Source organism: Rhodococcus sp. C26F (assembly GCF_053345925.1).
Window position 1 is genome coordinate 324624 of sequence record NZ_JBKFBA010000002.1, and the last position, 12191, is coordinate 336814.

Here is a 12191-nt window from a genome sequence, read left to right on the forward strand (position 1 = left end):
GCGGTAGATCCCGTGGGCCGGACCCGGCCCGGACGCCGGACGCCCGACACACCCTCGGTGCGGGTGCGCCTCGCTCCGGGACGGGATCTACCGCGCTGACTCATGCCGGCGATCAGCCCTCGACGGAGAACCGCGGGAAGGCGAGCTCGCCGGCGTAGCGAGCGACGTCACCGAGGGACTCCTCGATGCGCAGCAGCTGGTTGTACTTGGCGACACGCTCGGAGCGGGCGGGCGCGCCGGTCTTGATCTGTCCGCTGCCGACGGCGACGGCGAGATCGGCGATGGTGGTGTCCTCGGTCTCGCCGGAGCGGTGGCTCATCATCGTCTTGTAGCCGTTGCGGTGCGCGAGGTCGACGGCGTCGAGGGTCTCGGTGAGGGTGCCGATCTGGTTGACCTTCACGAGCAGCGCGTTCGCGGCGCCCTTGACGATGCCGTCCTCGAGGCGCTCGGGGTTGGTGACGAACAGGTCGTCGCCGACGAGCTGGATCCTGTCGCCGATCTCCTCGGTGAGCGCGACCCAGCCCTCCCAGTCGTCCTCGCTGAGCGGATCCTCGATGGAGACCAGCGGGTACTGGCCGAGCAGATCGGCGTAGAAGGCGCCCATCTCGGCGGCCGTCCGGTTCTGACCCTCGAACTTGTAGCCGGTGCCCTCGGTGTAGAACTCGGTGGCCGCGACGTCCAGTGCGAGCGCGACATCGCTGCCCAGCTTCAGACCGGTCTTACCGATGGCCTCGCTGATCAGGTCGAGCGCGGCCTTGGTGCCCGCGACGTCGGGGGCGAAGCCGCCCTCGTCGCCGAGGCCGGTGGCCAAGCCCTTGCTCTTGAGCACGGACTTGAGGGAGTGGTAGACCTCGGCACCCCAGCGGAGGGATTCCTTGAAGGTCGGGGCGCCGATCGGGGCGACCATGAACTCCTGGACGTCGACGCCCGTATCGGCGTGGGCGCCACCGTTGAGGATGTTCATCATCGGAACGGGAAGGATGTGGGCGTTCGGGCCGCCGACGTAACGGAACAGCTCGAGTCCGGACGACTCCGCACCGGCCTTCGCGACGGCGAGCGATGCGCCGAGCAGGGCGTTCGCGCCGAGGCGGCCCTTGTCGGGGGTGCCGTCGGCGTCGAGGAGGGCCTGGTCGACGGTGCGCTGCTCGGTGGCGTCGAGGCCGATGATGGCCGGGCCGATCTCGGCGAGGACGGCCTCGACGGCCTTCTCTACGCCCTTGCCGAGGTAACGCTCGCCGCCGTCACGCAGCTCGACGGCCTCGTGCTCGCCGGTGGAGGCGCCCGACGGCACTGCAGCGCGGGCGAAACTTCCGTCCTCGAGCAGCACCTCGACCTCGACCGTGGGGTTGCCACGGGAGTCGAGGATTTCGCGGGCTCCTACCTGCTCAATGATGGCCACTGGCTGATTCTCCTTCGATGGACTGTCACGCTGCGGTGTCTGCACGCTGGGGACAGCCTAACGGTCGCGACCTGCGTGTGAGGCACAGGCGCGCTCGAGGCCCGGCGCGGTACTGTCTACGGCCGCACTCCCACGCCGTAGGCGGCGGCGCGGTCGCGGACGAGCATCAGGTATTCGGTGGACCGGTTGTAGGCCATCAGGGCGTTCGTCCAGCCCTCAGCGGTGGTCAGGTCGCCCCCGCGGGCGCACAGATAGCGACCCGCGGTCAGGGCCGCGTCGTCGATGTTGTCGGGATCGGCGATGCCGTCGCCGTTCGCGTCGACACCCCACCGTTCCCAGGTCTCGGGGATGAACTGCATCGGCCCGACCGCCCGGTCCAGCACCGGGTCGCCGTCGAGGCTGCCACCGTCGGTGTCGCGGATCTCGGCGTTGCCCCGGGTGCCGTCGAGCGGGACACCCCGGATGGGCGGTGAGACGCTGCCGTCGGATCCGAGGGACGCGCCGCCGAACCGTCCGTGACTGCTCTCCACGTTGCCGATGCCGGCGAGGGTCGTCCACGACAGGCCGCAGTCGGGGGTGCCGACGGCCAGGACGGCCGCCGCGTGCCCGTATGCCTCGAGGGCCGTGGTGGGGATGCCCAGTTCGCGGGATTGTGATTCGGCCCAGTCGGCGAGCTGTGCTGCTGTGCGGCCGGGACCGTTCACGTCGATGGGCGGAACGGGCAGACCGGGTGCCGGCGGGACGCCGTCGGGGATCTCGACGGACGGTCGCCGGGGTGAGTGCAGAGCGGACTCGACCGCCACGAAGACGACGGCGACGAGCGCACTGAGCAGGACCACCGGCCACAGCCAGCGTCGGGGTTCTCGATCGGACGGCACCCCTCCATATTCCATACGGGACGAAAACCCCATGTAGGCGCACCGGCGCCGNCCCGCCTGATCGTCGGCGCCGGCCTCGGAGGGTGGAATCCGCGAGGGGTCGGACTCCACCGTTGTTTCGGCAGCGATGTCCCTCAATACGCGCCGTCCCCGCTGAGGACCGCCCGGATGGTGCGACGCAGGATCGACAGGTCGAGCATGAAGGTCCAGTTCTCGACGTACCGCAGATCGGCCCGTACCGACTCGTCCCAGGACAGATTGCTGCGTCCGCTGACCTGCCACAGTCCCGTCACACCCGGTTTGACGAACAGCCGCCGCGCCGCGCCGTCCTCTCCGTACCGGGCGACCTCGCATTCGAGCGGTGGGCGCGGGCCGACGAGCGACATGTCGCCCTTGACCACGTTGAACAGTTGCGGCAGTTCGTCGAGCGAGTACCGCCGGATGAAGCGGCCGACCCTGGTGACCCGCGGGTCCTCGCGGACCTTGAACAGCACCCCGGCACCGATGTCGTGATCGGCGATGTCGTCCTTGTGCTCGTCGGCGCCGACGACCATGCTGCGGAACTTGTACATCGTGAACGGGGTTCCGCCGCGTCCCACCCGTTGTTGACGGAAGAGGATCGGCCCTCTGCTGCCGGCCTTGATCGCGATCGCGACGGCGAGCAGTGCCGGCGCGATCACCATCAGGATCAGCACCGCGAGGACCCTGTCGAAGACGTTCTTCACGATCCAGGCCGGGCCGCTGTAACTGGGGGCACTCATCTGCAACAGGGGTAGCCCCTCGAGCGGGGAGATGTGCAGGCGTGGGCCGACGACGTCCATGAGCACGGGGGCGATGAGGAGTTCGGCACCGATCTTCTCGAGGTCCCAGCTGAGTTTGCGCGTCCGTGCGTGCGGCCATCGACCGGAGGGGAGGAGCGCGACGGCCTCGAAGTTGTGCTGCTCGGCGACGGCCAGGACGATCTCGTCGGTGCCGAGCACGGGGATGTCGTCGATGGCCACCGGTAGGGAGTCGGCGCCGCGGCCGACGGCGAGGCAGATGCCGTCGACCTGCCATCCGGCGCGCCGGAGGCAGTCGGCCCGGGAGACCAGTTCGTGCACCTCCTCCACGTCTCCGGCCACGAGCACCGAGCGCAGACATCGGCCCTCGGCGCGGGCCTTCGAGAGGTGGCGGCGCAGCACCGTCCGTCCCAGCAGGGTCAGCACGAGAGCGATCAGCAGCGAGCCGAACGTCCAGGACTGGCCTGCCGAGGTACCCCATCCGTATCCGGCGACGGCGAGTGCGGCGACGGCGAAGACGTATCCGCGGACGACCCTCCGGTACTCCTCGGGGCCGGTGCCGAGAATTCTTTTGTCCCATGCCTTCTGGATACCGAGGGAGACGATCGCCGCCGTCAGTGCGGCCCCGATGAGGACGGGGGTGCGCCAGGAGTCGATCTGGTCGAAGGAGTGGTATCCGACCGTGACGACCACGTGGGCGATCACGAGCGCGAACAGGTCGAAGCCGATCACCGCCGATCTGTAGCGCCGTTCGGTTCTCGGCCGGCGCACCGGTGGAGGAACGGTCGCGACCTGCGAGCCAACGGGGAGCACGATGGTCGATCCGATCTTCCGTGCCCCGTTCGGTCCTGACCCGGCCTTCGTCGCCGGTGCGTCACGGTCGGAATCCGTGTCGAGAACCGTCGCGAAGTCGTTCTCACGCTTGTACATTCAAGGTCACCCCAGTCCGGAGTCACGGTTACCCCGACTCCCAAACCGTACCTTGAGATTGTTTTTCACGCAATAACAGACTTCTGGCATCTTCAGCGGGGCAGTCGGCCCTTCACACTTTTCGTCGCCGCCCACGTATCCGCGTTCCACGGCAACCGCACACTCCCGGCCTGGAGCATCCATCGGAGCCGGTCGGGCGTGGTGGGCCTGCTCAGCAGAAAACCTTGTGCCCGTGTGCAACCCAGATCCAGCAACTGCTTCACGGCGCCGACGGTCTCGACACCCTCCGCGACCACCTGCAGGCCGAACGACGAGGCCAGACCCACGATGGAATCGACGATGACCCGATCTTCCTCGCTGTGCTCGAGGTTCTGCACGAAACCCTTGTCGATCTTGAGCGTGTCGACGGGAAGGGCCTTGAGATGCCCGAGCGAGCTGTACCCGGTCCCGAAATCGTCGATCGCGACCCACACCCCCAGCCGCTCGAGCCGGCGGAGGGTGTCCTTCGTGCGCTGGAGGTCGCCCACGACCACGTTCTCGGTGATCTCGAGGCACAGTTCCGACCCCACGAGGCCGTGGTGGTGTAGGACCGATCGCACCGTGGAGTCGAAGTCCATCGACACCAACTGGACGGGAGAAACGTTGACACTCATGATGATCCGAAGATCGGGAATCTCTTGTTTCCACTCCGCGAGTTGCGCACAGGCCCGCGTGACGACCCACTCCCCCAGTTCCCCGGCGAGATTGGTGGCCTCGGCGACCTCGACGAATTCTCCCGGCTGGAGCACGCCCAGCGGTGAACGATTCCATCGCACGAGCGCTTCGACGCCGAGGATCGTTCCGGTCCGCAGGTCGATCTCGGGCTGGTACTCCAGCGTCAGGTGCTCGTCGTCGATCGAGGACCGGAGGTTCATCTCGATGATGGTGCGGCGCTTGCCCTTCTCGTTCATGTCCTCGGTGAACACACCCACACCGTTGCCACCCTGCCGCTTGGCCACCATCATCGCCTGATCGGCACGACTGAGCAGGGTCGCCGAACTCAGCTCCCCCGGCGCCCCGAGCGCGACACCCACGCTGACGCCGCGCCCGACGGTCCGGTTGCCGAGCGCGACGGACGCCCCCACCGCATCCTGGTACACCTCGGCCCGCTCCATCGCCTCCTCCATCGACGACGGACCGTCCAGCACCACGACGAATTCGTCGCCGCCGAGCCGGGCGACGAGGTCGTCGGGTCTGCTGCCCTTCGCAAGACGGTCCGCGATCCGGCAGAGATACGAGTCGGCCGCGTCGTGCCCGAGGAAGTCGTTCAACGCCTTGAGGCGATCGAGATCGAGGAACAGCAACCCGACCAGGCCCTCCGCGCCCGGTTCGAGCCGCTTGTCGAGATATTCGAACAGAGCACGCCGGCTCGCGAGTCCGGTGAGGGCGTCCTCGTAGGCAGCCCTACGCAGATCCTCCTCCGCCCGGACGCGTGCCTGCACCTGTGCGAGCAGGACCGCGATCAACGTCAACGCGTTGACCTCGTCCTCGGTCCACGGCCGTCCACCCTCGTTCACGAATCCCAGCACGCCGGTCGTGACCTGCCCCGATACGAGCGGCACAGCCACCATGGAGATCTCCTCCCATCCCGACGCGGCGAACACCCGCTCGGAGTAGTCGGGCGATTCCACGACCGGATAGGGCGCCCTACCGGCACCCGCCAGTAGCGGCTCCTTCAGATGCTCCACGGCCGCGAAGACGGGATCCGCATCGCGGAAGTAGACGACACCGATGGGATCGGGGTCGGGCACGTTCTCCCGCGGCGGCCACTCGGCGACCAGGATCGTCGCCCCGATCTCGTGGTCGTTGTACCTCAGGAAGCAGGTGTCGACGCCGAGTTGCTCGACGAGATCCCGGAGTACGAGACGCACCACCTCCACGTGCGAGGCCGCGTCCGCGGGCATCAACCGTGCGGCGATCCTCGTCACCAGGCTCTCGAGGGTTCTTCTCCTACCGGGCATGACACCTCCGTCGTCAGCCTCGAGCAGGGATGAGTCCGTCGACATCGCCGGCATGGCGCACGCGGTCGTTGCGACGCCTGCTGCGCATCGTCACCGCCGAGGCACGGCCGAAGCGCAACAGCAGGGCGAGGCCTCCGCCCTCGGGAACCTTCAGGACGGCGTGCAGATCCCGGCGGAGCGCGTCGAGATCGTCGGCATGCCTCGGACTCAGGCACTCGAGATCGCTTCGCGTATCGGCGTACAGGAAGACCGGCGAGACGGGCTGGACGGCCAGACCGATCTCCTGCGCCGCGATCCAGACGCTCTCGACCACCGCACCGCCCCGGATGTAGTCCGCGGGCGAGCGGCCTTCGGTGAACACCGCGACGAGTCCGGCACTGCCGAGCACGCGGTCGCGGGTCATCTTGCCGAGACCCCTCCCGAGTCCCCATTCCGCGAGCCGGTCGAGGGCGTCGTCGCGCAGGACGACGTCGAGCATCGCCGCCTCCGCGGTGTCGAGCCCGAGGGAGTCCACCTCGATTCCGCTGTCGGGATCGGGGTCGCCCGGCCACCTCAGCTCGGCGACCATCTCGCTGCGGAGCCGGTTGTCGAGATACCGCACGCGATCCGATTCCGCGAGGATCTCCGCGAGCCGGGCGATGTCGTCGCTCTCGGTGACGACCCCGATACGTCCGTCGACGAGGCGGGCGGCCGCGTGCATCGCCTCGAGTTCGTCGTCCGTGACGGTGTGGGGATCACCGGGTGACCGGTTGGTCGCGCGCGCGAGCATGCCCGAGTGGTACGCCGCGAGATCCGGATCGGTCTCGTTCCCCAGTTCCAGATGGGCCAACGGGACACCCGGCTCCGGTTCGCCGGGACGATCGAGCACCGTGTCGGGCCCCAGGATCTTGTGATTCGCCGCGGCCACCCGCGCGTTGTGCAGGGCTGCGCCGAGCGCGACGAGACTCCCGCGCCGGTGCAGGTCCATCAGGACGGGTTCCGGTTCGGGTGCCAGCGCGAACGTCAGACGGTCCGGTTCGACGACGATCGACCACGGCTGGGCATTGCCGCCGGAGGGCGCCCGGATCGCGGCGTCGATCACGGCTTCCACCGGATCCTGCGGCACCCCGTCCGGCGGGGTCTCCGGCACCGTCGCCTCCGGTTCGGTGCCTGCCGGCTCGTCGGCCACATCCGGCACATCGGAAGCCCCGGAGGGCACGTCGAGTGCGTCGAGGTGCGGGTCGAGGTCGACCCGGCACCGCCCCGACGCGACGGGGCGACCGAGGACGATCCCGCGCACCGCGGCGGACACGGTCACGCCGCCGAGCCCGACGTCGGCTCCGAGTTGCGGCCAGGTCTCCAGGGATTCACCGACCTCGAGCATGGAGGCCGCCATGCGCGCGGAGATCTCCTCCGGGTCGAGCAGACGCAGTACGTACGGGACCTTGTCGCGGGTGGACAGGGTCTGCAGTGTCTCGGGGTCGATGTCGCCGAGCAGGCCGTGGAAGGGCCGCAGGTCGCCGTCGAGGTCGAATCGTTCGACGTCGAGCAGTCCTCGATCGCTGGTGTGCATCACCACGGGGAGTCGTCGCCGCGCCGCTTCCGTCCGGATCAGCAGTTTCACGTCGAGCGAATCGCACTCGTCGACCACGACGTCGAGGTCCCGGCAGAACGCCCCCACCGTCTCGGGGGTGACGCCCTCGGTCCATACCTCGACCGGCAGGTAGGGGTCGAGTTCGGCGATACGCCGCGCCGCGATCACGGCCTTGTTCACCCCGAGCTCCGTCACCGATACAGGCAATCGGTTCATGTTGGACAACTCGAGCGTGTCGAAATCGGCGAGACGCAGTGCGCCGCAGGCACCCTCGAGGGCGAGGGTGTAGGCGACGGCGTGGCCGACGCTCAGTCCGACGATGCCCACTTTCGCGGAACGCAGGCGCGCCTGCTCGTCGGCGGTGATCTTGTTGCGATTACGGTCGAGCCGGAGTCGGTCGAATCCGGCAGGGCCCAGGATCCTGACCGCGATGCGGCTCCAGGGATAGTAGGCCCAGCGCGGGGCCTCGTCCGGGAGGTCGTCACCGAGAGCGGCGAGGCCTGCTCGTTGGTCGTCCAGTCGATCCCGTAGGTCCACGCCCTCGCGACGCAGCCGCTCCAGAACGGCCATGTCCGCTTCGAGATCCTCGGCGAGCAGCAACGCCGCGCACGGTATCTCCTCCGAGGCCATCACATCTCCCCATCCGATTCCTCCAGGTCACCCCTGCCCAGCGAGCGTAGGGGAAGCAGGGCGGACATATACGGGAAACCGGGCGCCCCATCGGATGCGAGGAGTTTCTCGAGCTCCCGGCTCCGCCGTTCCGACCTGCACCGCTCGACATCCCACACGATCAGGTGCGTCCGGTAGCGGTCGTCCGGATAAGGGCAGGGCGGGATCTCGTCGACGATCTCCGCTCCCACCTCCTGCCAGCGGGCCACCGCCGTGCTCGCCGAGGTGGCGACGAGATACCGCGTGCCGAGCAGCTCCATCGAATAGGTCAGCGTGCGCGCCACTCCCGCACTGAGCGCGGATCGGCGCACCGCGCCCGAGCCCACCCACGTGCTCTTCACCTCGATGAGGCCGTGGGGGACGTAGGCGTCGAGGATCCGCGCGATCCTCGCCCTGATGTCGGGGTCGGTCCATTCCAGGACGGCGTGGGACTGACGTCCGCTCCCGTACGGCCCCAGCGCACGGGAACCTCCCTGGACGACACCCTCCGTCGTCACGGCGGCGAAGAACAACGCCGTGGACCTTCCGTCACGGATCGAGTCGTATTCGAGGGCCTCCTCGGCGCCGAAACGTCGGTAGGCGGCGCGGGCGCCGTCCAGGAACTGCGCCCACAGTTCCGGTTCGCCCTGCGGTGTGGCGGCGACGAAGTGATATCCCGAGTCCTCGTCCCAGAAGTCGAGCGTGCGGCGCGTGAAGAGCGGCTGGGGATCCACGGACGACCTTTCCTCCCGCGGCCCGCCGAGCGCCCCCCGACGAGGTTGTGCGCTCGACGAACCGGGGCATGCTCAGACCACGGATATGTACAACACGGGTTCGCCCCGCTCCGGGATGACCGCCAACTCCTGGGTGTAGGCGCGGTTGATCACGCCTTCCTTCTCGGCCATCTCGACCTGCCGCCACAGATCCTTGTAGAGGTCGGGGGACGGCCCGTCGGGCACGAAACGCGCCGCGTACCGCTCGCCGACCCGGATCATCGAGTCGCCTGTCTCCAGATCGTCCGGATCGTCCAGCCGGTATCCGAAGACCGCGGACCATCCCACGCGCGGATGGCAGGTGAACACGGCCATGAGGTCACGAATCTTCCTCAGCCGCAACCGCTCCAGTGTGAAATCGGTCAGATCGCCCGATTCTCCGAAAACGCCCGGTTCCGCTCCCGGGACCACGAGCCCGCCGACGAGGCAGGGCTCCGCCTTCACGACCGTGAACGTCATCGGTCCGCCTCCTGCCTCGGGTCGACGATCGCGACATAGAGTTCGATTCCGAAGGCGTGCGGGTAGGTCTCGAAATCGCCGGTGAAGGCGCGGGTGATTTCACCCTCCGCTTCGGCGTCCCAGATCTGGCGCCACAGGTCGTCGAAGACGTCCGTGAATCGGCTTCCCACCGCGGAGAACTTCGCGTAGGTGCCGGCCGGAACACGGGATACGACATACCCCTCGGGGACGTCGTCGACCGACGAGCAGCAGAACCCCACGGTCTGCGTGTAGTACGAATCGATGTCTTCCGCATGATCGGTGTAGGTGGCGGCGAACGGACCGTACGTCTCCCCGTTCAGCAGGGCAGCCCATGCCTCTTCGAGGTGCGGATCTCGGAGTTGGCCGAGAGCTCGGCGGGGACTACGAACCGGAATTCCGGCAACGAGGGTTTCGTGGCGATCCACGATTTGAAACGACATCGGGCAGTTCCTCCAAACGCGTCCAGCTTCCCCCTGCTTCGCGTGCACTGCCCGACACCGGCACAACGAATACGAGTACGAGACTAGGGGGTGAAACGGCAGGTTTCCAGCAAACACAAAAACCAAACTAAAGTCTTTTTTCGGCTTGTTTCCCTTCTTTGAGTATGGTTTATTTGGGGCATCGAGTTCGGGCGCCGGCCCGGACACGCTCTTCCAGCGAGGGGGCACCCGCATGAAGTGCCGACTGTGCAATTCGGACCGCCTGACCAGCATCCTGGACCTCGGAGCCACTCCCCCGTGCGAACGATTCCTCACGGCCGAGCAGCTCGACCTCCCGGAATGCACCTACCCGCTCCACCTGCGTCTGTGCGAGGACTGCCTGCTGCTGCAGATACCCGCGCTGATCACGCCGGAGGACACCTTCACCGAGTACGCCTACTACTCCTCGTACTCGCAGTCGTGGGTCGACCATGCCCGGCGCTTCGTGCACGACGCGCTCGGAAGCGGACGGCTACGGCCCGATTCGACCCTGATCGAGGTGGCGAGCAACGACGGATACCTGCTCCGTCACGCGGTGGACGCCGGCATCAGGTGCCTCGGCATCGAACCGTCGGTCAACGTCGGGGAGGCGGCCCGCGCCGCCGGCGTGCCGACTCACACCGGATTCCTCGATGTCGAACTCGCCGAACGCATCCGGTCGGAACACGGACCCGCCGACCTCGTCGTCGCCAACAACGTCTACGCCCATGTCCCCGACCTCGTCGGATTCACGCGGGCACTGCGCCTGCTCATGGCCGACGACGGCTGGCTCAGCATCGAGGTCCACCACGCTCTGAACCTGGTGGCGCTCGGCCAGTTCGACACGATCTACCACGAACACTTCCAGTACTACACGGTGCTGTCGGCCGCCCGGGCCCTCGCGTCGGGAGGGCTCCGGGTGGTCGACGTCGAACTGCTCGACACCCACGGTGGCTCGATCCGCGTGTGGGCACGACCCGAGCAGGTCGCACAGAACCGCACACCCCGCGTCGCAGAGATACTCGAAATCGAAAGGCGTGCAGGACTGCACGATCCCACCGGTTACTTCCGGCTCGAACCGCTCGCACGCACCTCCCGCCTGGAGCTGCTGCGCTTCCTCCTGCAGTGCCGCGAGGAGGGTCTGTCGGTGGTCGGCTACGGAGCGCCCGGCAAGGGCAACACCCTGCTCAACTACTGCGGGATCCGACCGGATCTGTTGTCCTACACCGTCGACCGGAATCCGTACAAGCACGGACGCTTCACCCCGGGTACCCGGATCCCCATCGAACCCGTCGAGCGGATCGCCCAGGACCGGCCGGACATCGTCCTCGCACTGCCCTGGAACCTCGAACCCGAACTGACCCGCCAACTCGCCTACATCGCGGACTGGGGAGGACGTCTCGTCTTCCCCCTCCCCACCATCCACACGGCCATCGGTGAACCCGAACTGTCCTGGAGGACCACATCATGAAGGTTGTACTGTTCTGCGGCGGTTACGGCATGCGCATGCGCAACGATCGCAACGACCAGATCCCCAAGCCGATGCAGATGGTCGGTCCGCGCCCGATCCTGTGGCACATCATGCGGTACTACGCGCACTTCGGGCACAAGGAGTTCATCCTCTGCCTCGGCTACGGCGCGTCCAAGATCAAGGAGTTCTTCCTCGACTACCACGAGGAACAGTCCAACGACTTCGTCCTGCACGGAAACCGGGTCGACTGCCTGAGCACCGACATCAGCGACTGGAAGATCACCTTCGTCGACACCGGGCTCGAATCGGCGATCGGTGAACGCCTGCGCCGCGTCCGCAAGCATCTCGACGGCGACGAGTACTTCCTCGCCAACTACGCGGACGTGCTGACCGACGCCCCACTCGACGACATGATCGAGGCGTTCCACGCGTCCGGCGCCACGGCCTCCATGCTCGTCGTGCCCCCGCAGTCGTCCTTCCACTGCGTGGACGTCGCGGAGAACGGTGAGATCAAGGAGATCACCCCGGTCAGCGAGTTCCCCATCTGGGAGAACGGTGGATACTTCGTCCTGAACCAGGCGATCTTCGACCTGCTGCCACCCGGTGGCGACCTCGTCGCCGACGTGTGCGGTCCGCTCGCAGGACAGGGAAAACTGTTCGGCTACCGCCACTTCGGTTTCTGGAAGCCGGCCGACACCTTCAAGGAACGCGCCGAACTCGACGACAACTTCGCACGCGGTATCCATCCGTGGACGGTGTGGGAGACACCGGCGGTGACCTCGTGAATCTCATGACCGCCGAC

The 12191-nt window shown here is 67.4% G+C and carries 10 protein-coding genes; 2 read left to right on the forward strand and 8 right to left on the reverse strand.

Annotated features, from left to right (window positions below):
• Positions 1-112: 112 nt before the first annotated feature.
• The 8 genes from eno to ACLBYD_RS04695 all read right to left on the reverse strand — a co-directional run bounded on the left by eno (position 113) and on the right by ACLBYD_RS04695 (position 9900).
• Positions 113-1399 (reverse strand): phosphopyruvate hydratase, encoded by a 1287-nt coding sequence (eno, locus tag ACLBYD_RS04660; protein WP_447815577.1) that lies wholly within the window; start codon positions 1397-1399, stop codon positions 113-115.
• 116 nt (positions 1400-1515) lie between these two features.
• The gene (locus ACLBYD_RS04665; protein WP_447815671.1) at positions 1516-2238 is read right to left on the reverse strand and encodes a lytic transglycosylase domain-containing protein; all 723 of its coding nucleotides are present in this window, start codon (positions 2236-2238) and stop codon (positions 1516-1518) included.
• Between the two features lie 173 nt (positions 2239-2411).
• Positions 2412-3986: a sugar transferase gene (locus tag ACLBYD_RS04670; RefSeq protein WP_447815578.1), complete on the reverse strand. Its 1575-nt coding sequence runs from the start codon at positions 3984-3986 to the stop codon at positions 2412-2414.
• Between the two features lie 92 nt (positions 3987-4078).
• Positions 4079-5986, reverse strand: a complete 1908-nt coding sequence (locus ACLBYD_RS04675) for a putative bifunctional diguanylate cyclase/phosphodiesterase (RefSeq protein WP_447815579.1) — start codon at positions 5984-5986, stop codon at positions 4079-4081.
• A gap of 13 nt (positions 5987-5999) precedes the next feature.
• Complete coding sequence (locus ACLBYD_RS04680; protein ID WP_447815580.1) at positions 6000-8189, reverse strand: Rv1355c family protein; 2190 nt, start codon at positions 8187-8189, stop codon at positions 6000-6002.
• Positions 8189-8941 (reverse strand): hypothetical protein, encoded by a 753-nt coding sequence (locus tag ACLBYD_RS04685; RefSeq protein ID WP_447815581.1) that lies wholly within the window; start codon positions 8939-8941, stop codon positions 8189-8191. Before ACLBYD_RS04685 ends, ACLBYD_RS04680 begins: the two co-directional genes overlap by 1 nt.
• Before the next feature lie 72 nt (positions 8942-9013).
• Positions 9014-9439 (reverse strand): hypothetical protein, encoded by a 426-nt coding sequence (locus ACLBYD_RS04690; RefSeq protein WP_159418992.1) that lies wholly within the window; start codon positions 9437-9439, stop codon positions 9014-9016.
• A complete protein-coding gene (locus ACLBYD_RS04695; RefSeq protein ID WP_060652178.1) occupies positions 9436-9900 on the reverse strand; it encodes a GyrI-like domain-containing protein in 465 nt (154 codons plus the stop codon). The genes ACLBYD_RS04690 and ACLBYD_RS04695 overlap by 4 nt, the downstream gene beginning before the upstream one ends.
• Before the next feature lie 232 nt (positions 9901-10132).
• On the opposite strand from ACLBYD_RS04695, the gene ACLBYD_RS04700 reads away from it, so the two are divergent.
• A complete protein-coding gene (locus ACLBYD_RS04700) occupies positions 10133-11389 on the forward strand; it encodes a class I SAM-dependent methyltransferase (RefSeq protein ID WP_447815582.1) in 1257 nt (418 codons plus the stop codon).
• Entirely contained in the window at positions 11386-12174 is a 789-nt protein-coding gene (locus tag ACLBYD_RS04705; protein WP_060652176.1) for a hypothetical protein, read from the forward strand. Before ACLBYD_RS04700 ends, ACLBYD_RS04705 begins: the two co-directional genes overlap by 4 nt.
• Positions 12175-12191 lie beyond the last annotated feature (17 nt).